A 24,722-nucleotide genomic window follows, 5' to 3' on the forward strand; every position below is an offset into this window, starting at 1 on the left:
GCCAAAAAGAATGACCACTTTTGAGGTGCCAAGGTTTTCTTTTGTATGCTGAGTCCACGTTTGTCCAATTAATTGGCGATTAGAGGCGTAGCGATCGCATTAAGACCAAAGAAACCGGGTTTTTTACGTAATCTATAGCCTAAAATGCGTCTTTTCGTAAAAAAACACGGTTTCTGACCACCCGTGCGTCCAGGACTATAGAAGTAAAGATCGTGCACATTACTCTAAAACCGGATCGTAATCAATTCATTGAAGCGCAAGTCAAAAGCGGTAAATATTCTTCGGTGGATGAGGTAATTGCGGCGGCGCTGGAACTACTGTAGAAGCGAACACCCACAGAGCGATTGTTATCAAGAATGGGTTGAGGAAACTCGTCCAAAAGATAAGACGGCGGTTGAAACCTGTTGACCTCAAATTCGTATGTGGCGAAGCGCCCCTGGAATACGAATTCGAGGTAAAACTACACAAACGAATTCCACGCCAAGCGGAATGAAGAAAAAAACGCGGTTGAAACCGCCGGGTATTCAACCCGCGGAGGCGGGTTTTATTTGTATAGAAGCGGTTTCAACCGCCCGGTCTTCTTAAAAAATATTCCGTTATCGATCAAAACAGAAATTTTACTGCGCCTTGGGCGATGACTTGTGAGGGCTTACTACAGCTTTCGGAATATCCATCACCGGTGCATTCACCCCAAGCATCAAATCGTTGGGATTAACAATCTCTACTACAGGCTCGTTTAAAGCGACAATCAAACCGTCAGATTCAGGAAGAACGGGGGATGTAGCAAACTGGGGAGCAAACAATTGACGAGTGCCAGCGACACCAGCCACTGCTGCAATCAACAAAGCTGCGATCGCACCTCCACCCAAAACCCAAGTCCGTTTCGTCTGGCGTTTCTCGCGCTGCACAATCTTTGCCGCCAAATCCTGTGCAGATTGTTCCGCAGCAGGTACGGGCATTGACCCAAAAGCCTGTTGCATCATCATTAGTCGGGAGTACAAACGCTTCGTCGTGGGGTCGTTTGTCAGCAATGCCTCAACTTCCCGGCGTTCTGCCGCCGTCACTTCGCCATCGATGTAGGCACTCAACAATTCAAAGCGATCCCGCATCATAGTAGTTACATTCCCTTGGGGATAACTGTTGTTACCTTGACTTTGGGCGAGCGAATCCCCAATACCTTGATCATTCTGATTTTTATCCGATTCAAATTTAGAATTCATATTTCACACCACTTGTAAAATTAGCGGAAGCATCTGTTCGCTATTAGAATGATTTACTGCTTATTTATATTGTAAAATAGAAGCTTTGATGTCACAGCAAACTTCACCAAATCTTCTTAACCCGCCTCGGAAATCACCCTTGCTAATGACCGTCGAGATATTTTTGCAATTGTAACTGCAACCTTTGGCGAGCTCTAGCAATTCTTGACTTGACCGTTCCGAGAGAAACTCCGGTCATTTCCGCTATTTCTTCATAGGCTAAACCTTCAATTTCTCTCAACACAATTGTCGTGCGGAATACTTCCGGCAAATCTGCGATCGCCACTCGCAACTGATCGTAAAATTCTCTGGTTGTCAAATCTTCATCCGGCCCCGGACTGTCGGCCGGAAGTTCCCAATCAATCTCCCCATCTTCCAGAGCACGGGGTACGTCTAACGACAGCGGAGTTCGCACCCGCTTGCGCTTACGCAACTCATCGTAAAACAAATTAGTGGCGATGCGACTCAGCCAGCCCCGAAATTTAACTGGCTCTTGCAAGCGGTTAATATTGCGATAAACTCGAATCCAGACTTCCTGAGCCAAGTCTGCTCGGTCTTGCCAGTCAGGGGCTAGGTGATACAGAACCCTGTCTACGTGGGACTGATACCGCTTCAAAAGTTCTGAAAAGGCAGTGCTCTCAGGTCGATTTCCTTCCTGACACCGCAACACTAAGTCATAATTAGAGAGTTTTTCGGATGGCAATTGCACTCTTTCAACGGTCGCCACAACCGCAGACCAGGACACGGAAATAAATTCGCTCATGTGTGGAATTGGCTCATCGAACATTCCACTGTGTTTGACGCTGCCCGATCGCGATTGGTTCCTGGACTCGGAAACTGCGATCGACTTCTGACTAATGACCGGTAACTTCGCACGCTCCAATACTAACCCAACTGCTAGAACCATCGGCCCAATGTTCCTTTTTCCAAATCGGTACATTGTGTTTGAGCGTATCTATGGCGTACTGGCAAGCTGCAAAAGCCTCCCCTCGGTGGGGACAGCCCACAGCCACCAGCACACTGATTTCCCCCACCTGCAAGTGTCCGACGCGGTGGTGAATGACGACCCGATTGACATCGACCCACTGGCGGCGCATTTCAGTAGCGATTTGCTGGAATACTCGCACGGCCATCGGTTCGTAGGCTTGATATTCTAACGAAACTACAGCTTGACCGTCAGTTTGGTTGCGGACTGTACCGCTCATCATTACCACGGCTCCGTTCGCTGGGTCATCTGCCAAAGTGTAGATTTCCTCTACAGACAAAGGAGCTAAGGTAATGGCAAAACTGTCTTTACTATTCCGTTGAGGAATTGTGCCGATCGAAAGTGCAGCGCTATAGTTCATTGCGAAAGAAATGGTGCGGGAGAACTCGATCGATCTTGACACAAATCAAGTCGCGAGCGATCGATCTTGCATCTTTGTCATGGATACATAAAAGTCAATCTTTAGCAAGATGTCTATGGCCCCGAACGGCTGTAACAGTGCGATCGGGTCAATATAACTCGCCCGAACCAAATTCACACGGTGCTGGAATATGAATAGGAGACTTGTGCGATCGAACAGTCGATCGGGCTGTAGCAACTCAATCAGTAACCACACCAAAATAAGCAGTATCATGCCCAACTCGCTGCAAGCCATCTCCAACTCTAAGCGATGACTGCATTCCCTTTTGAATGACACAGTTAAGTTAAATTTAACCCCGATTGCGATCGGCGCAGTCCAAATTTTCAGCAGAAAATGTAAACTTTATTTATTTTTTGCTCCACCAAGCTACTTAAATGACATGATATACCTGTGCAGAGTTGAGCCAAAGCAAGCCTATACTCGGCAAAAGCAAGACGGTAACAACCTCTTGCGCCTGTTTTGACCAAAGAACAAGACGCAAACTCCGGAATACCGACACCGGGAAAATTCCGTTGCGGTTTCAACCGCCTTGAATATTTCTTTACACACTAATCGAAATAGTTGTGTTAAAGTCACCAAAGCAAGTAGGAGAAACCATCTACGTGTTGAAACATCCTAGTACGGAGAAATCCCGGCAACTGACATATCCGACGCCAGAAGATTCGGAATAGTTAAAGGGCAAATAATGGCAGGTTGTAGAGCGTAGTATATCTGTTGGCTAGCGATTGGCTAGCGATGGTCTGAAAGCGTCAAAAAACTATACGCAATGTTTGGAGAAATCTCAACTGAGCGGGTAGGGGCGACTTGATAGCCACGAGTAAAAATCCAGATTCGGATTTGTCAAGAATCCCTTCGCCTTTAGGCATGGGGAGTATAAAATGAGTCTGCACGAAAAAACGTTAATCACAATCACGAGGAAACTATGGAAGCACTAGCATTGAGCCACTCTTTTGTTGCTTATGAATCTCCAGAGTCCGAGCTCCAACTGGAATTGAAAATTCCTAAATCTGCCGTGGTAGGCGTTGCAGGTCTGGCAGTAGCCCTGTCTATTCTGAGTGTGAGTGGCGAAGCACAGGCAGGTTGCCACTACAAGCGCTGCGGCGGCGGTCGCAGCCATCACAGCTACGCCGAAGTTGCCACCAATGGTGGCAGACTGAATATCCGCCACCGGGCCAGTCGCTGTTCTCATATCATCGGCAAGTTACACAATGGAGACAATGTGAAATTGACCGGTCATTACAAGCACGGCTGGGCTAAACTTGCAGGTGGGGGCTGGGTTTCTACTGCGTGGCTTGACTAATTCTTAACTAGAGTAATTTACATTTCTAGAAAGAGTTTGAATCGTTACCAAGCTGGTTTTGGTAACGATTATTTTTCATGAGGCGCTGGACGGTAACAAATAATCGAAGATCCGAAGTTATAGCCTTTCTCAAAAAGATGAGGTATGACTGACAGCTTATATAAGCCTTAAACGTATAGGGTTCTCTTGGCAACAACGTCCGCGAATCTTTCGCTAGATCCGCTATATATCGTTAACAACTGACAACGTGAACTACCACACACTCACCCTCGATCGGGTAGAGTGTGGGCTTCTCCCTTCAACAACCACAGCCGCCACAGTAGTAGACTTACGCCCATACTGTTTTGGTCTTACATAGCCTTCAGGAGCAATAACGCTGGTTCCCAACGTCAGTACGCGCAAGCCTTCATTTTTGATATTTATCGCCGCGTTGATATCTCTGTCATGTCGCTGTTTACAGTGCGGGCAATCAAATGCACGCACAGACAGATCCATTTTTGGCAATGGCTTCAAGGTATTCGAGCAAAGATGAGTTGAGGCAAAAAATCGACCTATTTCTAGATAAATCTTGCCCACCATTTCGGCTTTGTACTTAAGCATAGTGCAGAACATTCCCCAGCCAGCATCGGATATTGCCTTGGCTAGGCAATGATTTTTTACCATGTTTCTCACTGCCAGATTTTCTACTACTATGACTTGGTTTTCGTCTACTATCCTGCGCGATAGTTTGTGTAGAAAATCCTCGCGGACTCTTTTGATTTTAGAATGAACCTTAGCTACCGCCAGCTTTGCTTTGCGACTTTTGTTAGTCGTCTTATCCTTTTTACGAGCTAGTTTTTTCTGCTTACGAGCTAGGTTCTTTTCATGTTTTTGGGTTGCTTTAGGATGTTGATATTTAGAGCCGTTAGATGTCACCGCAAAATCAGTTAGACCTAGATCTATCCCAATTATATTCCCATCACTACTGGATTCTGGCGATTCAGTCCCATCATCTAATAGCATCGAAGCAAAATATCTGCCGTCAGGATTTTTGGATAAAGTCACAGTTTTAACTTTGCCTTCAATATCCCGATGAACTATGGCTTTAACCACACCCAATTTACCAGGGAACTTAATCTCACGATCGCTCAAGATTTTAACGTTTTGAGGGTATTGAATAGATTGTTTTCCTTGGCGTTTCTTGAATGTTGGGTACAGGGATCGACCATCAAAAAAGTTGCCAAAAGCCACGCCCAGATTCAAAACTGACTGTTGAAGGCATTGTGAGTAACACTCAGACAACCACTCAAATTCAGCTTTCCACACAGGTATGGACTTCTTCATTGTCATAGCTGTAACGCCCTTACCAGTCTCTTGATAGGTCGCTGTCATCGTAGCCAAAGACTGATTCCAGACCCAACGAACACAACCAAAAGCTTGAGCCAGGTGTACTTGCTGGGCAACGGTAGGATAGATTCGGACTTTGACAGCTTTTAACACGAAACTTAGATTACTTCTTTGATTGCTCTAAGAATATTGTAGCTGAAAACATTGGCAAGTGCAAGGGATTTGTTCGCATCATCATACACCCGCGCATCTCCCGCAGGCTACGACAAGAGCGTCTTGTGAGCAGGTGCAATCGTCCGCTTACACAGCTTTCATCCCACGCCAACCCTCGATCGGGTATGGACGCGGGGATTCCCGCCTGTCTAGCTAAACTTTACCGCCACCGATCAAATACAGTAAGGCCATCCGCACCGCTACGCCGCTGGTAACTTGCTGAGAAATCAGGCTAAATTGCGGATCGTCCATCAAATCCGAGCTAATTTCCACGCCGCGGTTGACCGGGCCTGGGTGCAACACCTTCACATCCGGCTTGCAGAGTTTCAGCCGATCGCGCGTAACTCCATACAAAGCATGATACTCTCGTAAACTCGGCAGCAAATGCTGGCTCATCCGTTCCTTTTGCAGCCGCAAAGTCATCACAAAATCAGCATCGACCAAAGCAGGTTCAAGCTGCCAGTGCAAAAATAACTTACCTTCCCTACCATTGCCACACTCAGCAAACAACAGCGGCAACAAAGTCGGCGGCCCGGCTAAATGAACCTCAGCCCCCGAAGCCGTTAAACTCCAAATATTAGACCTCGCTACCCGGGAATGCAAGATATCCCCCACCACAGCAATTTTTTTGCCCGCTAAAAGTTCCAGTCGCGGACGTTCGGCATCTAACAAAGAACAAATAGTAAATAAGTCTAGCAAACCTTGCGACGGGTGTTCGTGCTGGCCGTCTCCAGCATTGAGAACGCTGACTCTCGAACCCAAGCGATCCATTTCTGAAGCAATTGTACTGGGAACTCCAGCCTGTTCGTGCCGGATCACCATCAAATCCGTTCCCATCGCCAGATAAGTCTTAGCCGTATCCAGAATGGTTTCCCCCTTCGTCAGAGAAGAACTTCCCGGTGTAAAATTCAGAGTATCCGCCGACAGCCGCTTCGCCGCCAACTCAAAACTGTTGCGAGTCCGGGTTGAAGGTTCAAAAAACAAATTCGCGACCACTTGACCCTGTAGGGCGGGCACTTTCTTGGTGCGGCGGCCGAGCACTTCCCGAAAACTGGCGGCAGTTTGCAGCACCGTGTCGTATTCGTCGGAGGTAAAATCAGCCAGAGTGAGAATGTGTCGCCTTTTCCAAGTCATACAATTTTAGATTTGAGATTTGAGATTTGAGATTTGAGATTTAGGATGATGGGTTGGGAACTTACCAGAAAGAATTGGTTGAAAGCCCGCCCGCCTGCTCGGGAGAAATTAAAATCAGACTATTCATTACTCCAATCCTCGGACTTAAGGGTAGAGGTCGCTCTCCTTCGGTCAACGGTCAACTGTCAACTGTCAACTGTCAACTGTCAACTGTCAACTGTCAACTGTCAACTGTTGAATTGCACGCCTGTGTCGGGCGGTCTACAATGGTCGATCGACAGTCGCGGGGATGCCGATCAACAGTATCCAACAATTTTTGACCACCTTTGCCGTCAATAGAGTTATAATTAGTAGATGCCGGATCGGACTCCCCTCTCACAGCAAAGCCAGCGTTGAAGCTGAAACAAGTGCGGTGGAGTTTAGTTTACTCGCCCGAAAGCGGAAATTAAGCTGTAGTAGCGCTCAAGCAGTAATTGCAGTTTCTCGGAACCTCAGCCTTGTCAAAAACCAGCCTCAGCAGCCATTGCATCTGCTATTATGTGGAAATAATCAAGGAGGCAGACCTCCTACTGCCGATCGACAGCATATAGCGGGACATCCCAAAGATTATTAATTCTTTGCAGTCGGTCTTGACTCTTCAGTCCTGCTTATAGCCCCTTGTCAAAATGAACTGTGTTAAGATACAAGTTGAATATGTAGCTTCCCGACAAAAATCTACACGTATCTTGGCGAGACTGTTCTTGGCGAAACTGCGGTAAAAAGTGTGCGCTGGGAAGTGTTAATTAAACAAGATTTAAACAATTCAAGAGGTATTATGAGCCAGAAGGTTATACAGCCGATGGTTAAGTTCCAGCGTCAGGTGCATTCTCTTGTCACGTCTGACATTATCAAGCCGACAGACAGCATTTGGAAAATAGCTCTACTTTATGGAGATGAATGGCCTTACTGGAAACAGCAACTCCTAGAGTTTGATTTTTCTATGCAAGACCCCGTGAGCGAGTTGATAGCTGTAGAAGGTTGGGACGAGGAATAACAGAGGAAACCTAGGACTTGGGTGCATATCACTTTTGAGGAGGGCGAAGCATGACCGAATATAAGTTATTAGTTAGAATCTCCTATTTTCTGCGGTCATGCTTCGCCCCTACGTATATATTCGCCAAAATGAGATGCACCCGAAATTAAAAGGCGATCGGCTAAATTTCATCAATAAATTTTCCGTTGCTAACTTCTTCCCTCTGCCTTGTTCCCTCTTCTCTCTTCCTTCTTCCTTCTTCAGAGTGACTTCTGACGAATGACAGCAGACTTTTTCCTTCTCACTAATGAGTGATGACAGTTGACGGTTGACAGTTGACAGTTGACAGTTGACAGTTGACAGTTGACAGCTTGCCCGAAGAGCGCAAAACAAGGGTTGACAGTTGACTGTTTACCAACTAATGACTAATGACTAATGACTAATGACTAATGACTAATGACTAATGATATCAATTCTGGCTGCACCGGAATAATATAGAGTCCAAGGCAGTGCCGTTTCCCTACCCTAATTAATTGTAGGGAAACGGCACTGCCGTCTCCTGATTTCGGTAATATTAATAATTCCGATGCTACTGGATTTGATATGACTAATGACTAATGACTAATGACTAATGACTAATGACTAATGACTGTTCCTTCTATTAAAGACAAGTGGCTAGAGCTCTAGCTAATTGTTGAGCAGTTTGAAAGCGATCCCCAGGTTTAGCTGCTGTGGTTCGTAGAATGACCTCCCGCAACTTCGGGCCGATCGTCGGAATATTATCGAGCTTAAATCCGTAACCTCTAGTAATTTTTCCGTAAAACTTTTGAGGGCTTTGGGCTGTCAGCAAAAAAATCAAAGTCGGCCCAATAGCATATAAATCTGACTGAGGGAGAGGCTGTCCCCGGTCTTGTTCTGGTGCGGTGTAGCCTTCCACGCCGATGCGAGTACCCGGAGGAGTGCCGATTTCTTTAACCGCGCCAAAATCCAGCACTGTAATGCCATTGTCGCGGTGGCGCACTAGCAAATTAGCAGGTTTAATATCCCGGTGGACGATCGGGGGTTTTTGAGAGTGAATGTAGTCCAAAATTTCACAGGTTTGGATCATCCACTCGATCGCCTGTTGGGGAGCAACTGGCCCGCGATTGTAAATGCGTTTTTCTAAATCCTCGCCGTGGAGCATTTCCATCACCAAATATTTTTTGCCACCTTCGACAAAAAAGTCAAAAAACTGAGGAATACCAGGATGGTGCAGCGCTTTGAGAGTTTTAGCTTCACGTTCAAACAGTTCTTGAGCTTTGACTATTTGAGCCATGTCAGCATTCATTTCCTTGAGAACTACCAGAGAAGCTGCGGGAGAACTTCCCGGTTGTTGAGCTTTGGCTTTCTGTCGATCCCAGGCTAAAGTTGTTGTTCCCATACCGCCTTGGCCCAAAGTTCGCAGCACTTGGTAGTGGCGGATTGTGCGATCGACTTTAATCGGTTCCCCACAGTGGATGCAGAATAAATTACCGGGCGGATTTCCCGCGTGGGTACACCGCGGCGTCCCAGGATTGAGAGTAGGGATCGCCTCAATTTTGCCGCCGACTTGAATAGTCAGAACTTGGAAATGCAGAATTGGGCCGTCCCGCGCCAATTGGATCAGGGCACCGTCGGATATCCAACCCTGAGACATGAGAGTACCGTTAACAAAAGTGCCATTTGTCCCGGAATTGACTAAATACCACTGGCGGTTAGCACCGCTTTTAACTCTTTGCAATTCCACGTGATCCCGCGACACCAAAGCATTGGGAATCACAACATGATTTTCAGGCGATCGGCCGATGCGGACAATGGACTCGTTCTCGAAACTCCACTGTTGCAGAGGGGTATTTTTTTCTGGATCTAAAAGAGTCAGCAGCATTTTAGATTGATTTGATTAATCTGCCAGATCAAATTGAGAGAAGGTTGACAATACTGATATGTATGACACATAAGAAACTTATTTCGTGCTGCTTTCTAGGTAGCCGGCTATTTCTAGTCTAAAGGGTCAATTCAGAACAACGCATCTTGACTCGCCGATCGTGGGAATGAGAGATTAAAGAATCGCTGCGTTTAACTCCCGATCGATCGACAGACTGCAACATTAAAAATCAAAAACTGGTTGTTGTAATGACATTACTTGAATATCGCGGCAAGCCGAACAAGTTTTTGATGACGGATGCCAAAGTTAATCTTCCTTTGCCATGCAACAATTGCAGGTTTCAATCTAAGACTGCCCGCCACCGCCTTTAAAAAAGTTGGCAGCACCCAATTCTAAAATCGAAATGGGCCTACCTGCGCCCGAATGATAATTGCCGTGATATTGTCATGACCGTTGCGTGTGTTCCCTAGTTCGATCAAGTCGGCAACTGCCTCGTCGAGATTAGCTTGGGGATTGAACAGAGGTGCGAGAGTTTCACGCCAGTGAGTTTCTAACAAATCATTATCTGTCAAACCGTCGGAAGCCAAAATCAATAAAGTATCTTCGGACAAGTCTAAAAACTGCACGTCTGGCTTGAGAAAATTGCCGTCTCGCGGGCCAATGGCTTGAGTTAGTTGATAGGCGTCGGGACGGGAATAAGCAGTTTCGGCGTCAACCCCGCGCTTAATTTCGCGCTGGCCTACTTCGTGATCTGAGGTGATTTTTTCTAGTGTCTGTCCCTTTCGGAGTCGGTAGAGACGACTGTCGCCGACGTGAGCAACGGCGAATTTGGTGTCTTGAACTAAGACTGCGACTAGGGTTGTACCCATGCGGCCGATGCCAGAGCGACCGTCCTTTTGATTGATTTCAAAGATGGCTTTGTTGGCTAGCAGCACTCCCTGCCGAATGGTATCAGGCTCGGGTAGTTGATTTTCCCAACTGGTTTGGAAGAATTCCCTGAGGGTTTCAGCGGCTAATTGACTGGCTACTTCTCCGCTGTCGTGTCCGCCCATCCCGTCGCAGAGAATGTAAAGCCCTTTGGTTTGAAAGATGCGACCGAAGGAGGTTTCGAGTTTGTTAAGCTGAGTCCAGATGCTGAAGAAGTCTTCGTTGTGCTCGCGGGTGCGGCCGACATCGGTGAGACCTGCGTCTTCTAAACTGTAAATCTGGACGGGCATGGGCTGGGTTAAGACTTCACCAACAACTTCGGGGGGCGAGTTGTCGGGGATGTCTGTTTGGAAACGGGTGGGGGTTAAGGTTGGTGAAGGTGCGGATTGGAGTTCGAGGGGAACGGTTTCCAGGCGCGATCGCAATTCTTCTATTGTGGTAATCTCGCCTCTGTACATTTGTTGCAGCAGTTCGAGCAAGGCGCCAAACTGAGTGCGCTCGGACTGGTTAAATATCGCCTGCCACAATTGCCCCAAATCTACCAGTTGCAGGTTTGAACCGGCGGGTTCGGGATAGAGGTATTGCAACCGCAAAGAGGCAAAGGAAAAGGAAGAGTCGGGATTGACCCGCAAATTTGTTAGTTCCAACAAGCTTTGGCGGCAGCGCCAGGGTTCGAGGGCCGCCCAAAGTTCGGTCATTTCGTGCAGCCAGTACACAATTTGCTGGGTGGAAGTTTCGGGTTGACTCCAGCGTTCTACCAGCAGCGGCCATTGCGAACAGTCTTCTAGCAGCAGTACGGCCTGTTGGTTGTCTGACCAGCTATCGTGAATGACTGGCAGGTTGTGAGAGAAGTGCCACCGCAGTGCCAGATAAGGTTCAGCTATGCCTTGGCAAAGTTCTGCTAAGGCGGAATTGGTCGCATTTTCTCCGGCTTTGATTGCTGCGGTGTAGGGGGAGGTGCGTTTGGCGACGCTGGCAGAGTTGGCTGCTAGCATTGCTTTGAGGGGTGACATTTGCAGCGGCTGACAGTCCAATACTGTTGCTGATACTGTGTCTGAGGGTTTTCTTGCTGGCAAGGTTTCTAGGAGTTGGTAGCGCTGTTGGCTGTCTAAATAAGCTCCTATTGGCTGGGAAGGGATTAAATATTCGGAATAGGGGGCGGAGATTTTTGGGGATGGGGGAGATGCGCCCTCGGGGTTCTCTGTTGCTTCCTGGGTTGGTTCTGGCGGTGGTGCGGCCGTGAAAATGTTGTCAGATGGGGTTATTTCGCGCTCTGGTGTTGTAGTAGAGCTTTTTTGTTCTGTTTGAAAGGATTCGGTGGCGATCGCCCCCACGACAATTTCAGCGCCACTAATTTCTGGGCTGCTGGATTCGGCCGCATCAAGTTGTGGAGAATCGGCGGTAATTTCTGTTTTAATGGTGTCTGCGATCGATTGGGGAGAGTTTTGGGCCGATCGGGTTTCTGGAAAATTGTCGGTTTTTTGTGTAAGCTCGGCTGATGGTATAGTTGACTGCTCTAGCTGGACTGCTGGAAGGTTCGATCGACCGCAGATAATCGCCCGCCACACTTGACCTGTTGTGACGCCACAATTCTGACATAATTCGGCGCTAACAGCGACTTGGGTTCCGCATTGGTGGCAAGCTTTGTAAGTTAGGGAATTTCCGCATTGTTGACAAAACTTGTTTAGATTGGGATTTTCAAATTGGCAGCGGGGACAGAGGAGCATAGGGGTTTTATATTGGAGATGTGCGATCGAGTGAAAGCGGTGGGGGAGTTTTGGGTTTGGGGTGGTAAGTTATGGGTTTTGAGTTTTGGACGTGACTCGCAACGGATAACTGCCATTGCCCTATGCCTTATTTTACCGGCATCGATTCAGAACTAAGATATTTCTTAAAACTGAGATGTGGCCTCCACGTCAGGAATCAGCCCTGGGAGGGAGAGGGGGAGAATGGGGAGAATGGGGAGAGGGGGAGAGGGGGAGACGGGGAGAATGGGGAGAGGGGGAGAATGGGAGACGGGGAGAGGGGGAGAATGGGGAGAGGGGGAGAATGGGGAGAATGGGGAGAATGGGAGAGGGGGAGAGGGGGGAGACGATTGAGATATACAATTTAAATTGAGTAAAGCTTGGAAACATTTCCTATCTAAGATTTTGCGTGCTGGCCCCACACTAAAAGTTATCAGGTGAGTGGAACAGGCATCTTGCCTGTTACGGAAAAAAGTGCAAGGTCTCAATTAGAAGAGAGTGTCTGTATAATCTTCTTGGAAAACGGTCTCTCGGGCGATCGACACAATGGTAGAAAGAGGTACTTCACAGAAATATTTTCGCCGGAATTGTTCTTCCCAGACTGCTGCTAGGAATTGCGCTGCATAACGGGCGGCGATGGGGGAATTTGGCACTAAGAATTGAGTTGAGGGGCTAGAGAATAAGGGTTTGGAGGTGTGAGCTCCGATTTCTGTGGCTTCGGGTTGTCTGGTGATGTGAAAAGCCCGATCGCGATAATTGACTTTGAAACCCAGATGTTTTAACGTTGTGAATCCAAGTTGCAGCGACGTGTCGCTGATGCCGAGTTTTTGGCTTAGTTGCTGTCTGGTGACGGGTTTGTTGGTGCGGCTGAGGTATTTGGCGATGCCGATTAGCTGTTGGCAGATTTGGTGCGGCGGTACCAATGGGGGTAAAGTATAGGCGATCGCGAGTTTTTTCTGAGTGTGCTGTGCTTGCCGAAACCAGACGCGCAATTCGTCCCAGCTTGCGGGGCATTCTTTGAGGATAATCGAGTTTTCGCGATCGAGCATTGGTGAATTGTCAGCTAGATTTTCTGGCAGCATTTCAGATTCCAAATTTGTGCTAACTGCTAATAACTCTTCATCATTATTTCTATTGCGCCAGTCAAATATCCAATCAATTTTAGTCTGGGAACTAACTTGTTGGTCATCCGTGCGTTCCCGCACTGCTATCAACCGCACTTCATAGTTCGACGTATAAGTATTGAAATCGAGTTCGACAGTCGCATCGCACCGCCCTTCGGGAACTTCATCTCGGTAATGTCCCCACCAAATGCCGGGAAATCCTGCATGACTAGATTCATCCCAAATTTCAAAAGAAGTTTTGATATACTTTACTTCTTTTCCCTGTGAATCTTTAATATTTCTATTGTAGATATTCTTAAACCAGCAATTTTCAATCAGCAATTTTGGTACGGGATTGCCCATGCCGCAGGGTTCAAGCAATTTCAGTTCTTGAAATAACTGTTTGCCTAATTCCGCGACAGTAATTTTTAAGTCCGCTAGAACAGGTGCCGCTGTCAAACTATCTGTGCTGTATTGTTGTCGCAGTTGCTGATTGACAGCATCCGTAAATAGCGGGATATTTTCAACTGGGAGACTCAAGCCAGCCGCAAAGGGATGACCGCCGAATCTATCCAATAAATGCGCTTGGTCTTTGACTAATTGGTAAAGGTCGATTTGATTGGCGGAACGGGCAGAACCGCGGGCAATTTTAGATTTTGGATTTTGGATTTTAGATTGATAAAGTGTTTCGGAATCCGAGTCAAAAGAATCTATAAATTTAGTTTCTGGAATAGTTTCTTTAATCTCTTCACTTCCTTCCGTGCAGAATAAAATTACCGGGCGGCCGTATTCTTGGGCGATTTGTCCCGCAACTAATCCTAATACTCCTACGGGCCATTGTGGGTCACTGAGGACGATGACGCTGGTGGTTGAGAGGTCAAGTTTGGTTAGTTTTTCGGCGGCATCTTTAGCAACATCTTTTTGCAAAGATTTGCGTCTGGTGTTGGCAATTTCGGTTAGATTTGCTAGTTCTTCGCAGCGTTTTTTGTCCCGGCTGGTGAGGAGTTCTACGCAGAAGCTGGCGGATCCTTGAATGCGACTGACGGCGTTGATTCGGGGGCCGAGGCCGAAGGAAATGTCGGTTGGGCGATCGCCCGCTCGTTTGCACAGTTCGAGCAATTTTGCAACTCCCGGACGGGTGGGATTTGTGATTTGTTTTTGCAGTTGTGCGATGCCGAGTTGTGCTAGGTAGCGACAATCTCCTGTAAGTTGGACTAAATCGGCAATTAAGCCGATCGCCACTAACTCCAATAAATCGGTCAGCGGTCGTTGCGGAATATCCGGCAATGTGTGGTATAGTGCTTCGATTAATTTGTAAGCTACCGCAACGCCGGACAGGTTAAACAGTTGGTGGTTGGGCGAAAAGTACCGCGGATTGATGATTGCCGTCGCTGGAGGGCGATCGTCCGGTAATGTATGGTGATCGGTGATAATTGTATCAATATTTAAGCTGGTAGCATATTCGATTTCCGCGATATTTGTGCTGCCAGTATCGCAGGTAATAATTAAGCTAACTCCAGATTTATGTAAATTGTTTATTCCGGGAATATTAAGACCGTGAGATTCTGTTAATCGGTTGGGAATGTAATAAGTTAGTTGGTCATTTTGAACAAAAAACTCTCCCAATCCATCCCAAAGTACCGAAGTTGAGGTAATGCCATCGGCATCGAAATCTCCCCAAATTGCAACTTTTTCGGCGCTGTTTCTTGCTTTCTGAATTCTTTCTATCGCCCAGTTCATTTCTAGTCCGAATTCAAACGGACTTGCTGGTTGGTAAAGTTTGGGATTCAGGAAACCTGGTATTTCTTCCGGGTTTTGAATTCCTCTATAATAGAGAAGTGCAGCGGCATAGTTTCCGGGTAATTCTGGCGCGTGATTTCTGACAGCTTGAATCAGCCAGTCTGGGGGTTGAGGTAAGGGTTGACTTTGCCATTGTTGAAGTAGTTGTGTCATAGGTTAATTCATTAATTAAAGTAGGGGCGGGTTCACCAAAAATCTTTAATTCAAATCGACAATATCTATAAACCCGCCCCCACCCAGCGATAGTCCAAAGAGTTTGGATAGTCAAAGGTTATATTATATAGATATCTCCTCGATTATAGCAAGATTTGGCAACCAATTTGTGGGAGTTTCTGCTGGAAGATTTGATGAGGAAGCTTTGGAATTTTGGGTGCGGTTGCAGCGAGTGGCGAATTGACAGGAATCGCAAAGATTGGAACTAATTTGTACTTGGGGGAAGAATTCGCCACCTTCGGTATAGCGCTGTCGCCAGTCGGTTAGCTGCTGCAATATTTGGATTAAATCTTGTTTTGTGCGATCGTGTTCTATTTGATTGTAGGAAAATGTGAGTTTTTGCGGCGGTTCTTCTCCTTGCAATTGTACGAACCAGTATGTCATTGAAACTTGTTCCGGGGAATAGTCACTGGTTTCTACTAGAACGTATAAATAGAGTCGGGTTTGCCAACTTTCGGCTATCCATTTTGATTTTTGAGGGCGGGGATAGGTTTTCCAGTCGAGAATTTGGGCAGCGTTTGGTTCGGCTATTAGCAAATCATAGATAACGGTGAATAGGTAGTCTTGAAAAATCAAGATGCGGGGGTGCTCGGCTTGGCGGAAAATTTGGTCGCTATTTTCTGAATTCGCAAAAAGTTCGGGGGCGGCGTTGATAAATGCTGCCACACATCGTCCTAATTCTGGGTCTTGTTGGGTGATGGATTCAATCGACAATCCTAGTTCTCGCTGCTGCATCAAAAGGTGAAAGTGGCTACCCCATGTGAGTTTTTCTTTGTGTTCAGGGGAGGCGGTGCTTGCGAGTAGTTCTAGGTAGCTATGCTGGAATTTGCGGGGGCATTCTTCGAGAATTTTGAGTTGGGTTTGGGAGAGTCGCAGCATTTTTTTATGATTTTATATTTTAGATTGTTTGTGATTGTAAGGGGTATCGATATTTTTTTGACCGCAGATGTCGGCAGATGGACGGAGATAAACGCAGATAAATTAGGGCGATCGCGTTTTTGGAGGAGAGTGCGATGAGTGCGATCGCCCTTTACGAGCGATCCAATGCTAATTAATCTTCCCCTAATTCTGAAAACAATAATTCCAAGTCTCGATCGCCCCGCAGCACGCGAGCAATATTAATCCCGTCCGCTCTGGGGTAGTAAAAAATCAAATAATCCCTAACAATAAATCCGCGCAAGTTGGGGGCTAAACTGTGATAGCGTTTGCCCATATTGGGAAATTCAGCGACAAGTTTACATTTTTGACGAATCACATCAAAAAGCTCGCTGGCTGTCCTAGGATTATTTCGACTAATATAATCGCAAATCTCATTCAAATCTCGGACAGATTCATCGGAAAATGTATAACTGTTCATTAGCTTTCCTTGTGACTAGACAGTTGTTTAACGTCCAAAATCCGTTGAAGTAGGTATTTGTATACTTTGGAATAGACATAACCCCGATAGAGGTTTTTTATCTAGCGACCTCTGTTCAGTTATTAGTATGCGGGAAAGGGAAAGAGAATACAATGGTTTGTAGCGATATCGCTACTACTTATTTTACACAAAGAGCTGAAACAACGAGGTTACGTCGATCGCCCACTTCAGATCGCCCGTACAAATAAAAAACCCCTGATGCAATCTCTGCTTTAGGAGTTTTGTTTTGAGGCATCAATGTTAATACTTCATCAGGTATAGATACCGGACAACTAGCGTCGCATTCAAGGAGTGTCATGACTTAAATAATGCTAGTCAGTTAAGACGATAGCCGATCGGCACAGATTGCTTGATTGCTCTTACAAGCGAGCGTCCCTTTAGGGCAGGGTTACTGACACTCCTGACTGTTGCATTTTATCGATATTTTCTTGAAGTCTGGCAAATACAAGTTCTCCGTCTGTCACTTTTCCCTCAGCAATTTGTGCAGTTCCAACTTCTATTTTCTGGCGCAGCTCTTCGATGCGTTGTTCTCGTTGTTTTAAAAGTAAGATCGCTTCTCCAATTAATTCTTCAACGCTGCCATATTTTCCGGTTTGAATTTGCGATCGAATAAACTCTTCGTATTCCGGCTTTAAGACAATATTCATTGACTTGCTCCTTTAATTAATAGAAAGGTTACTGCACGATCGTGACATATTTTTTAGATTAACTATGTAGGCGCTGTAAAACGCAATTATGTAAACGATTGTCAAGTATCCAAATGCCCTAAGCGTGGCTAAATTAGCCCTGTTTACATATTTTTACATAGCTCTGTTGAATCCCGCCTACTTACTTACCTTAGCACAAATATCAAAATATTCATAAATTGTGCCCGCCCTAAAGTCGAGCTTGAAAAAAGTATGGTGAGCTGCGGGCGATGGCATTTTTCGTCAACCTCTCTACAAATTCCCAATTTGTTGAGCAAACCACATCGCCGCCGTCCCATTTCCTTCAGTCAAAAGCTTTAAAGTCTCCGAAAGCAAAGCAATTGGCAATCCCTCAAGCGCTACCGAAAACTCGCATTCCTGATACTTCCCATTCTCCTGCAAGCGAAATGCTAATACTCTCACGCCATTAATATCTACTACCCAATATTCAGGAATTCCTAAAGCAGCATACAATCGCTTTTTTTCATCTAAATCGCTCGTCAAAGTAGTATCGGAAATCTCTGCAACTAAATCGGGAACTCGCCATTGATTGAGATTAATGCGTCGAGGTTCCCCTTTTTGCCACTGCGGGAAATCTCCGCCAATGTATAAAACTTTATCTGGCGCACCTGAACCCACTTTAGATTTTTCAATTACACAACCGCTGAGAGAATCAAAAGTTTGTCCTACTTTGGTGGTAAACCACACAAAAAATATGATAGTAAACAGATCGTTAAATCTGGCGTGCTGAGGCCCTTCATTACCCATATTGATCCAAAGATATCCTTCATGAAAAAAAATTTTGGCTTCCGCTAAAGACGGATTTTCGCAAGCCGCAACATAATCTTCCCATGTTGCGGCTTGCCATTGTGGAATTTTGCCCGCTTCAGGAAGGATGAATTTTGCAGTTATGACAGTCATAATTCACCAACAAATTAAGGATAGTTTTATACTAGCTTATGTGATTTTAGCTAAACAATGAAAACCTGTGCAGCCTAGCTTAAAGTTTTTAGTTTAATCTCAAACTCACATAACTTTCCAATTTTAGAGGGCGATCGCGCGAAAAAAGCCCCTATTTTTAGAGGGAGGGCGATCGCGCGATCGCCCCAAATGTTAGTCTGGTTGCAAGTCAAAGACTACCAGCAGCGAAGCTTGAGGCATGAGTTGACGCAGACACAGCAAGTGCCCGTCAGCATCCGATCGCCTGCGAAACCTGCCCACAACAGTCCGCTGCATATTTGGCATGAGTTTGGCGATCGCCCAAGGGTAAAGCCGTTTTTGGTACGCGATCGCACTAGGATTCGCCGATAATCCCTGTTGATAACCGTTTTGTGGCATAATCTTGTTGTATTCGTAAGGAGTACAGAAAGGGCGTTAGTAAGTTTCTTGGCGGGAATGTACTAACGCCTTTCCCATTAAAATTCAAGCAGATATCACAATAATTGTCAATTGTCAATTCTTAACGCTAAGTTTTAACGGTTATCATATCTAAAGCTGCGATCGGCTGTGGATTTGAGGATTTTAGTAAGTGTTGAATTGTTTGCAAAAGTCATACATTTTTGATTTTCAACCGCAGATGAACGCGGATAAACGCGGATGAAAGAAAGATAAATTGAGGAGAATGAGTTAAGGGGATCGCTTATTCTTCACCCCAAGCACTTAAAAACTCAACTTGATTGTACATTTCCTCTGCGGATTTACTAGCTATAATTTTTACCAAGCGACGCAATTGTTCCCCAACTGAATAATTCTGCTGTCCCAAGATTATCCCCATATGTTCTTCCCCTTGGGTGTTCAAATCAGTATGCAATCGATAAAAATCCCTAGTATTAAAGCTATAGGTTACTCGATGATTTTTATTAGCCCAATACAAAATTTCTTCATCCCTGCGAGACAGCATTCCTATTTCTGCAACAGAAATAACATCAACACTCCGCAGGCGTAGAGCATCAAGCAGAGCCGAATTCATAGCATCTTCGTCTAGCAGCAGTAGAATAATGCTCATGGATTTGTCTTCAGGTTTTTGTAGTGTAACTCTGCTAACTGTTCGTAAGCTGCTTGTTCCTCTGCTAAATCTGTATCAATCTCTGCTCGATTAGCATGATAATACGTTAAAGCTGCATAAACTTGTGCGATCGATAAGTGAGTCATCAGCCTAGCAATTTCTTCCGCACTATTACCCTGCTTGTACAAAACGGCGATGCGGCGGACAGAAGTACCAGTTTCAGCAATAATGGGACGGCCGCCTCGAAGGTTGCGATCGCGGATAATTAAAGTCCCGATGTCTACTACAGTTGTTGTTGTCATACATTTTTTCAATTCAATTAACTTGATTATATAGATTTATTCTGAAAATGTCTAAGTGTTCATGCCCCTGACGCTTCTATTCTAGCGAGAATTGCTTAAAAATTTGAGAAGTCTTAAGAGCGATCGAACTCAATCAAACATCACAAAATCACTCTTTTGTCAGTACAAAAACACTGCCTTCATTCCCGCGCCCGATCCGCAAATCGCTATCCAAATAAGTAACATCTAGCCATCCCTGCTGTTCGCGAGTATCTAACCCAAAATCTACAGCAGCGAATTTTTTCCCCGACTCAATTTCATTGATATATTTAGCAGGAGATTCATAGCCGATTAACCTGCTTAAACCCAAAATCGATCGCTCAAACTTCACCTGCACTCGCCGTTCCGAAGTCGCCTCAAATCTGGCGGCTACGCTGACTATTCCTTCTAAGTAAGGCAAGCCGTAAAGTTCGGCAATGTTGTAAATTTTGGATTCTTTGACGCGGATGGATTGATAAATTTGACCCAATTTCAACAACGGAAAACCGTCAAGATTCAGCAGGGCGCGACTGCTGGTGTACAACAACCGCCAATCGCCATCTAAAAGCTCTGGGGCTTCTACAGGGCGTGGTGTGGGGTTATAATCTTCCAATTGGGCGATCGCACTTAAGATCGCCTGTTTGTCGTTTGGAGTCGCCAGCAAACCGCGATTCTTACCAGCAATTATCTCTAATAGTGCAGATTTTTTAAGCATAAGTTGACAGTTGACAGTTGACAGTTGACAGTTGTCGGTTCGTAGGGGCGGTGGATGGTGCGGGCCCGCCCTCTTAGTTGTCAATAGTGATTAGTGATTAGTTATTAGTTATTAGTATACCAATAACTCATAAAAAACACCCAGCGACTGCATCTGGTTTTGGCAAATAATATATCTGTAGGGGCGAAGCATGACCGCAGTCCATATGGGATGATAACTAATAACTTATATGCGGTCATGCTTCGCCCTCTTCACTAATCAAATGCACCCCAACCAGCAATCAATGCCCGATGCCCCATGCCCTATGCCCTATGCCCAATTCCCAATTCCCAATTCCCAATTACCCATTCCCAATGACTAAAACACCAAATTTCACGAGATAGAGTAGCGTCCGATAGAGGTATGCTGATTCTTGCTCGTTTGTTGCATAACGCCTGAGAACTTCCCCGACGCCGATCGCACCCTTTTGCTCGATCGCATTCAACATCTCTATCTGAACTTTAACAGAGATTCTCCGGTCTTGACCGAAGCTCGTAAACCAAATTGTGTGCAACTCTCTCAACAGTTCCGGTGTGGCGATCGCACCGAGACTCAAGATCGTATCATCGGTTAAAGTTCTAGTCGCATAATGACCCAACACCCGAAACGGATCGTCCCCCAGCGGATAAGGTGGCTTCCCGGCTTTTGCAGGTGCAGACTCTGGTGCTGAAACCCTAATTTCTGCTAATTCCCGCCACAACTGTTCGTAAGCAGCAATTACTACTTTCCAATCATAAATATCTCTCGCCCTTTGTCTCGCACTTTCACCCATCCGCCTTCTCAATTCCGGGTTTTCAATTAATTTGCACAAAGCGCGGGTGCAGGCGTCAATATCAACTGCTGTGGCTAGGGAAGTGTGACCCATGTAAGTCGGCCAATTCAAACTTCCGTCGAGATAATTTAGCGCTAAATCTAAACAAGCTTCTGGGGGCGGGATGAGTGTGGGAATGCGGAAGCCGTCGATTTCGTGCCGTACTGATTCTTTGTATCCGTTCCAGTCGGAAACAATTGCCGGCAGTCCGTTGGCCATTGCTTCAATGGGTGTTAGTCCGAAGGTTTCTTGAATGTTGTCGGACAGCGAAATAAAAATATCGGAGGCAGACCAAATATTAACTCTAATTTCCGGCTTTCTGCCATCTACAAAAATAGCATTCACCGACGGACAAAAGATTTTCGCGCTATTTTTAAAGTCGGGTTCTTCTCTCGGATCTTCGATCCAACCGGCTTGAATTAAGTGGATTTTCGCCTTTGTTTGTTGGGCGGCGCGTTCCAAGGCGATGTACATTGGTACCGGATGAGCTTTGGCAGAGAAAGTCAATCGCCCGACAAATAGCACGACTATATCGCCCGGAGAAATGCCGAGTTCTTGTCGTTGTCGATCGCCCGCCTGGACTGCTTCCACACCCTGCGGAAACGCGCTGCAATCCACTCCTAGGGGAATAACTGGCAATTTGACCAAAATTTCGGGTTGACCGCCGTTGCGCTGCGCTAAATACTCAGACCACTCCCTCAGAACTCCTTCTACTGTGTTTTTCACGGCGTTAGAGGTGCAGATGAGGGCGTCCCAAGGTTGAACCGGTGCTGTTATCAAATTGCCGATCGACTCCATGACATACTTAGTTGCGATCGTATGGGTAACGCCACAAACGCTGTAAGCCCGCTGATTGACAAATCTGCGCCCCCAAACCATATCGGCAAGGGCGGGATCGGGTCGATAGATTGTACCTGGTTGAGATAGCAAATCTAGTCGATCCGTCGAAATCCAGCGGACTTTCCGAGGTTGTTGCAGCCACGGTTGGATGCGCGAACAAAACTCCTTAAATGTTGCTTCGCTGTCTGTGCAGCAGTAGAGAGAGTCAGCAGTACCGTGTTGGACTAAGCTTTTGAGAAATCCTTCTCCGGCTGAATGACGCCCCAGAAGTCTTTTCCCTCCGGTGTCGTAACCGTCTTTGTGGTATAAAATCGCCGCTGTTATATCCATCCTGAGATTTATTGTTCGAGAATTGGTTGAAGAAGGTAAAAGGCTTTCACCATAAGGCTTTGACGCAAAACCAGGAAACTGTTTTAACCCAACCGCTGGCTGGCCCAGTGTCCCGCGATACTTTCAAAAACGATCGCCTCAGATTACAATACTTATGGCTAAAGAGGGATTGGCAATATCGGATTTTAATGTTATCCTGGCGCCCATGATTGGGGGCGATCGCCCGAACCAGTCAGCCATCCTATCCGATCCGGAACCAAAGAGTGTCTGTGGTATAATGCCTTAGCTCTGCTAAATGCCCGATTTGCAAGTGTTCGATGGAAGGAGCAGTCAGTCGGCACAACATTAGTTCTACTCGATCTCGATCGCGTCTTTGTCTTTAGAAACCGATAATCATGTACAACCCATCTCTGCGTCAAATACCTCGCCACTTACCTGCCGATGTAATTCCATTAAAGCAGCAATCTTCTCTTTTAGACTGGTTGGAATCTAACAATCGCCTCTTAGCAAGGGATGTCCAAGAACCCGACTATCTGCACGAAGAAGAAATTTCCGAGTTGATGGCAGTTGACGACAGCCCTTACGATGATTTAGAAGAAGAAGCAGAAGATGATGCGGGTGTAGGCGACGAATAACTGTAGAATGGTAAGTCGATTTTAGATTTTAGATTTTAGATTCACTTGCAGCTTCGTGAATAACCGGAAGCCGAACTTGAGTCTAAAATTTGGGGAGAATCGATTACTGAAGTTTAGGGCTTGTAACGTTTTTGGCTGGTCAACGAATCAACCAGAAACAGGGAAAAAAAACCAAGAGATTTCCCAATCTCCTGTATCCCACCCTATTCTCGAATTGTCAAATGCTTATTCTCAAATGGTGTGTGTTGAGGAGTGATATGGATAACTTTGTGGATGAGAAAATCCCTTTTACTATGCCTTTCAAACTTACAGGCAGGAATTTATTCCTGCTGCTGGGTTTGGGACTCGGCATTGTAGCGATCGGTTTAGATGTAGCAGCGGGTAGATTTTTGGATGCGCCTGCATCGCTATTTATGCCACTAGCTGTTTGTGCTCTCATTGCATCGGGTTTAGGTTATCTGGTTGTGCCCGTACTCCAGCAACTGAAAGCCGGACAAATAATTCGCGAAGACGGCCCCCAAGCCCACTTAAAAAAAGCGGGAACGCCGACAATGGGAGGCATATTTTTTGTGCCAGCAGGAGTCGTAGTAGCATTACTTTGGTCGAGATTTAACTCAGATGTTGTTGCCGTATCGGCTTTAACTTTAGCTTACGGTTTCATCGGCTGGCTCGACGATTGGCAAATTCTCCGTCGCAAGTCGAATAAAGGTATTTCACCTCGGATGAAATTGGCTTTGCAAGTAGGTTTTGCAGCTCTTTTTTGTCTGTGGTTGATGTTCCACAATCCAACTATTTCTACGAACATTGCTTTGCCTTTCGGTTGGGTATTGCCTTTAGGTTTCTTGTTTTGGCCGCTAGCTGGTTTTGTGTTAGTTGCCGAAAGCAATGCTACTAATCTTACCGACGGCGTTGATGGTTTGATGGGAGGTTTAGGTGCGATCGCACTTTTGGGATTAGGTGCATCTGTAGCATCAACTTCGCCAGAATTAATGATATTTTGTGTCTGCATTAGCGGTAGTTGTTTCGGTTTCTTAGCTCACAACCGCAATCCAGCCCGAGTATTTATGGGGGATACAGGTGCATTGGCTTTGGGCGGTGCTTTGGGTGCGGTAGCTTTATTAACAAATAGCCTTTGGATATTATTAATAATCAGCGGGATTTTCTTGATTGAAACAGTGTCAGTAATTGCTCAAGTGGCTTATTATAAAGCTACAAAAGGCCCTGATGGCATTGGCAAGCGTCTTTTAAGAATGGCTCCCCTGCACCACCATCTAGAACTCTGCGGCTGGTTGGAAACTCAGGTGGTTGGTATCTTTTATTTAACTAACGGGGTGTTAGTGTTAATGATTTTGATGTTGGCTGGCAACAGTTAACAGCGGATTAGTAACAGACTTTACAGCATATGTAGCTGATATTTACAGCCATGTTGAAAAACAAATAAGATGCCCGTTACACAAGAACTTCATGCAGTTGTGGAACGGGCATCTTGCCCGTTTTAGATAGAATAAAAAAACAGGTAAGATGCCTGTGCTACTAATATTAAATCTAGCTAAATCACAGGCTTTCCGGCCTGTGCCACTAAT

24 protein-coding genes are annotated in these 24,722 nt (G+C 45.9%); 6 read left to right on the forward strand and 18 right to left on the reverse strand.

The window, feature by feature from the left end; genetic code table 11:
- The first annotated feature begins 212 nt into the window (after positions 1-212).
- Complete coding sequence (locus JGK22_RS18080; protein ID WP_293181962.1) at positions 213-323, forward strand: type II toxin-antitoxin system ParD family antitoxin; 111 nt, start codon at positions 213-215, stop codon at positions 321-323.
- A gap of 294 nt (positions 324-617) precedes the next feature.
- On the opposite strand, the gene JGK22_RS18085 is transcribed toward JGK22_RS18080, so the two are convergent.
- The 4 genes from JGK22_RS18085 to JGK22_RS18100 all read right to left on the reverse strand — a co-directional run bounded on the left by JGK22_RS18085 (position 618) and on the right by JGK22_RS18100 (position 2,878).
- Positions 618-1,220, reverse strand: coding sequence for a zf-HC2 domain-containing protein (locus tag JGK22_RS18085; protein ID WP_293313346.1), 603 nt, complete (start codon positions 1,218-1,220; stop codon positions 618-620).
- Between the two features lie 142 nt (positions 1,221-1,362).
- Positions 1,363-2,022 (reverse strand): sigma-70 family RNA polymerase sigma factor, encoded by a 660-nt coding sequence (locus JGK22_RS18090; protein WP_293181966.1) that lies wholly within the window; start codon positions 2,020-2,022, stop codon positions 1,363-1,365.
- 91 nt (positions 2,023-2,113) lie between these two features.
- Positions 2,114-2,605, reverse strand: a complete 492-nt coding sequence (locus JGK22_RS18095) for a molybdenum cofactor biosynthesis protein MoaE (RefSeq protein WP_293181968.1) — start codon at positions 2,603-2,605, stop codon at positions 2,114-2,116.
- 45 nt (positions 2,606-2,650) lie between these two features.
- A complete protein-coding gene (locus JGK22_RS18100) occupies positions 2,651-2,878 on the reverse strand; it encodes a hypothetical protein (RefSeq protein ID WP_293189830.1) in 228 nt (75 codons plus the stop codon).
- Positions 2,879-3,587: 709 nt separating this feature from the next.
- Between JGK22_RS18100 and JGK22_RS18105 the strand changes: the two genes are divergently transcribed.
- Positions 3,588-3,965: an SH3 domain-containing protein gene (locus JGK22_RS18105; protein WP_293197210.1), complete on the forward strand. Its 378-nt coding sequence runs from the start codon at positions 3,588-3,590 to the stop codon at positions 3,963-3,965.
- A gap of 252 nt (positions 3,966-4,217) precedes the next feature.
- Here the strand turns inward: JGK22_RS18105 and JGK22_RS18110 are convergent, their stop codons facing one another.
- On the reverse strand, positions 4,218-5,444 hold the full coding sequence (locus tag JGK22_RS18110) for an RNA-guided endonuclease TnpB family protein (RefSeq protein WP_293181974.1): 1,227 nt from the start codon (positions 5,442-5,444) through the stop codon (positions 4,218-4,220).
- Positions 5,445-5,657: 213 nt separating this feature from the next.
- Positions 5,658-6,638, reverse strand: a complete 981-nt coding sequence (locus JGK22_RS18115; RefSeq protein WP_293181976.1) for an aspartate carbamoyltransferase catalytic subunit — start codon at positions 6,636-6,638, stop codon at positions 5,658-5,660.
- Between the two features lie 289 nt (positions 6,639-6,927).
- Here JGK22_RS18115 and JGK22_RS18120 point away from each other — a divergent pair, with 289 nt between their 5' ends.
- Positions 6,928-7,251 (forward strand): hypothetical protein, encoded by a 324-nt coding sequence (locus tag JGK22_RS18120; protein ID WP_293313348.1) that lies wholly within the window; start codon positions 6,928-6,930, stop codon positions 7,249-7,251.
- Between the two features lie 201 nt (positions 7,252-7,452).
- A complete protein-coding gene (locus tag JGK22_RS18125; protein WP_293181980.1) occupies positions 7,453-7,671 on the forward strand; it encodes a DUF4327 family protein in 219 nt (72 codons plus the stop codon).
- 640 nt (positions 7,672-8,311) lie between these two features.
- Here the strand turns inward: JGK22_RS18125 and JGK22_RS18130 are convergent.
- The 12 genes from JGK22_RS18130 to JGK22_RS18185 form a co-directional block, all read right to left on the reverse strand.
- Entirely contained in the window at positions 8,312-9,553 is a 1,242-nt protein-coding gene (locus tag JGK22_RS18130) for a protein kinase (protein ID WP_293206797.1), read from the reverse strand.
- Between the two features lie 392 nt (positions 9,554-9,945).
- Positions 9,946-12,207 carry a serine/threonine phosphatase gene (locus JGK22_RS18135; RefSeq protein WP_293206795.1) on the reverse strand — a complete coding sequence of 754 codons (2,262 nt, stop codon included), beginning with the start codon at positions 12,205-12,207 and terminating at the stop codon, positions 9,946-9,948.
- A 506-nt stretch (positions 12,208-12,713) separates the two neighbouring features.
- Positions 12,714-15,281 (reverse strand): DHH family phosphoesterase, encoded by a 2,568-nt coding sequence (locus tag JGK22_RS18140; RefSeq protein ID WP_293313350.1) that lies wholly within the window; start codon positions 15,279-15,281, stop codon positions 12,714-12,716.
- Positions 15,282-15,404: 123 nt separating this feature from the next.
- Positions 15,405-16,220, reverse strand: a complete 816-nt coding sequence (locus JGK22_RS18145; RefSeq protein ID WP_293197216.1) for a PD-(D/E)XK nuclease family protein — start codon at positions 16,218-16,220, stop codon at positions 15,405-15,407.
- A 172-nt stretch (positions 16,221-16,392) separates the two neighbouring features.
- Entirely contained in the window at positions 16,393-16,698 is a 306-nt protein-coding gene (locus tag JGK22_RS18150) for a type II toxin-antitoxin system RelE/ParE family toxin (protein ID WP_293181991.1), read from the reverse strand.
- 437 nt (positions 16,699-17,135) lie between these two features.
- Complete coding sequence (locus tag JGK22_RS18155) at positions 17,136-17,405, reverse strand: type II toxin-antitoxin system ParD family antitoxin (RefSeq protein WP_293181993.1); 270 nt, start codon at positions 17,403-17,405, stop codon at positions 17,136-17,138.
- Between the two features lie 291 nt (positions 17,406-17,696).
- Positions 17,697-18,365, reverse strand: coding sequence for a Uma2 family endonuclease (locus JGK22_RS18160; protein WP_293181995.1), 669 nt, complete (start codon positions 18,363-18,365; stop codon positions 17,697-17,699).
- Positions 18,366-18,557: 192 nt separating this feature from the next.
- Positions 18,558-18,782, reverse strand: a complete 225-nt coding sequence (locus JGK22_RS18165; RefSeq protein ID WP_293189823.1) for a hypothetical protein — start codon at positions 18,780-18,782, stop codon at positions 18,558-18,560.
- Between the two features lie 301 nt (positions 18,783-19,083).
- Positions 19,084-19,449, reverse strand: a complete 366-nt coding sequence (locus JGK22_RS18170; protein WP_293181999.1) for a DUF5615 family PIN-like protein — start codon at positions 19,447-19,449, stop codon at positions 19,084-19,086.
- Entirely contained in the window at positions 19,446-19,751 is a 306-nt protein-coding gene (locus JGK22_RS18175; RefSeq protein WP_293182002.1) for a DUF433 domain-containing protein, read from the reverse strand. Before JGK22_RS18175 ends, JGK22_RS18170 begins: the two co-directional genes overlap by 4 nt.
- Before the next feature lie 148 nt (positions 19,752-19,899).
- A complete protein-coding gene (locus JGK22_RS18180; protein ID WP_293206790.1) occupies positions 19,900-20,484 on the reverse strand; it encodes a PAP/fibrillin family protein in 585 nt (194 codons plus the stop codon).
- A gap of 340 nt (positions 20,485-20,824) precedes the next feature.
- A complete protein-coding gene (locus tag JGK22_RS18185) occupies positions 20,825-22,504 on the reverse strand; it encodes a glycosyltransferase family 4 protein (RefSeq protein ID WP_293218740.1) in 1,680 nt (559 codons plus the stop codon).
- A 395-nt stretch (positions 22,505-22,899) separates the two neighbouring features.
- On the opposite strand from JGK22_RS18185, the gene JGK22_RS18190 reads away from it, so the two are divergent.
- Both JGK22_RS18190 and mraY read left to right on the forward strand, forming a co-directional pair.
- Positions 22,900-23,139 (forward strand): DUF3134 domain-containing protein, encoded by a 240-nt coding sequence (locus JGK22_RS18190; RefSeq protein WP_293157481.1) that lies wholly within the window; start codon positions 22,900-22,902, stop codon positions 23,137-23,139.
- Positions 23,140-23,396: 257 nt separating this feature from the next.
- Positions 23,397-24,512, forward strand: a complete 1,116-nt coding sequence (mraY, locus tag JGK22_RS18195; protein ID WP_293182007.1) for a phospho-N-acetylmuramoyl-pentapeptide-transferase — start codon at positions 23,397-23,399, stop codon at positions 24,510-24,512.
- The last annotated feature ends 210 nt before the right edge of the window (positions 24,513-24,722 follow it).

This window comes from Microcoleus sp. PH2017_08_TRC_O_A (genome assembly GCF_020738665.1).
Taxonomy (GTDB): domain Bacteria; phylum Cyanobacteriota; class Cyanobacteriia; order Cyanobacteriales; family Microcoleaceae; genus Microcoleus.

Excerpts from the sequence above, each read along its gene's own strand:
- JGK22_RS18135 (WP_293206795.1), bottom strand. The coding sequence starts at position 12,207 with ATGCTCCTCTGTCCCCGCTGCCAATTTGAAAATCCCAATCTAAACAAG.
- JGK22_RS18185 (WP_293218740.1), bottom strand. The coding sequence starts at position 22,504 with ATGGATATAACAGCGGCGATTTTATACCACAAAGACGGTTACGACACC.
- JGK22_RS18180 (WP_293206790.1), bottom strand. The coding sequence starts at position 20,484 with ATGCTTAAAAAATCTGCACTATTAGAGATAATTGCTGGTAAGAATCGC.
- JGK22_RS18100 (WP_293189830.1), bottom strand. The coding sequence starts at position 2,878 with ATGATACTGCTTATTTTGGTGTGGTTACTGATTGAGTTGCTACAGCCC.
- JGK22_RS18150 (WP_293181991.1), bottom strand. The coding sequence starts at position 16,698 with ATGAACAGTTATACATTTTCCGATGAATCTGTCCGAGATTTGAATGAG.
- JGK22_RS18130 (WP_293206797.1), bottom strand. The coding sequence starts at position 9,553 with ATGCTGCTGACTCTTTTAGATCCAGAAAAAAATACCCCTCTGCAACAG.
- JGK22_RS18190 (WP_293157481.1), top strand. The coding sequence starts at position 22,900 with ATGTACAACCCATCTCTGCGTCAAATACCTCGCCACTTACCTGCCGAT.
- JGK22_RS18115 (WP_293181976.1), bottom strand. The coding sequence starts at position 6,638 with ATGACTTGGAAAAGGCGACACATTCTCACTCTGGCTGATTTTACCTCC.
- JGK22_RS18090 (WP_293181966.1), bottom strand. The coding sequence starts at position 2,022 with ATGAGCGAATTTATTTCCGTGTCCTGGTCTGCGGTTGTGGCGACCGTT.
- JGK22_RS18120 (WP_293313348.1), top strand. The coding sequence starts at position 6,928 with ATGCCGATCAACAGTATCCAACAATTTTTGACCACCTTTGCCGTCAAT.
- JGK22_RS18095 (WP_293181968.1), bottom strand. The coding sequence starts at position 2,605 with ATGAACTATAGCGCTGCACTTTCGATCGGCACAATTCCTCAACGGAAT.
- JGK22_RS18175 (WP_293182002.1), bottom strand. The coding sequence starts at position 19,751 with ATGACAACAACAACTGTAGTAGACATCGGGACTTTAATTATCCGCGAT.
- mraY (WP_293182007.1), top strand. The coding sequence starts at position 23,397 with ATGGATAACTTTGTGGATGAGAAAATCCCTTTTACTATGCCTTTCAAA.
- JGK22_RS18085 (WP_293313346.1), bottom strand. The coding sequence starts at position 1,220 with ATGAATTCTAAATTTGAATCGGATAAAAATCAGAATGATCAAGGTATT.
- JGK22_RS18105 (WP_293197210.1), top strand. The coding sequence starts at position 3,588 with ATGGAAGCACTAGCATTGAGCCACTCTTTTGTTGCTTATGAATCTCCA.
- JGK22_RS18160 (WP_293181995.1), bottom strand. The coding sequence starts at position 18,365 with ATGACTGTCATAACTGCAAAATTCATCCTTCCTGAAGCGGGCAAAATT.
- JGK22_RS18145 (WP_293197216.1), bottom strand. The coding sequence starts at position 16,220 with ATGCTGCGACTCTCCCAAACCCAACTCAAAATTCTCGAAGAATGCCCC.
- JGK22_RS18170 (WP_293181999.1), bottom strand. The coding sequence starts at position 19,449 with ATGAGCATTATTCTACTGCTGCTAGACGAAGATGCTATGAATTCGGCT.
- JGK22_RS18140 (WP_293313350.1), bottom strand. The coding sequence starts at position 15,281 with ATGACACAACTACTTCAACAATGGCAAAGTCAACCCTTACCTCAACCC.
- JGK22_RS18155 (WP_293181993.1), bottom strand. The coding sequence starts at position 17,405 with ATGAATATTGTCTTAAAGCCGGAATACGAAGAGTTTATTCGATCGCAA.
- JGK22_RS18165 (WP_293189823.1), bottom strand. The coding sequence starts at position 18,782 with ATGCCACAAAACGGTTATCAACAGGGATTATCGGCGAATCCTAGTGCG.
- JGK22_RS18125 (WP_293181980.1), top strand. The coding sequence starts at position 7,453 with ATGAGCCAGAAGGTTATACAGCCGATGGTTAAGTTCCAGCGTCAGGTG.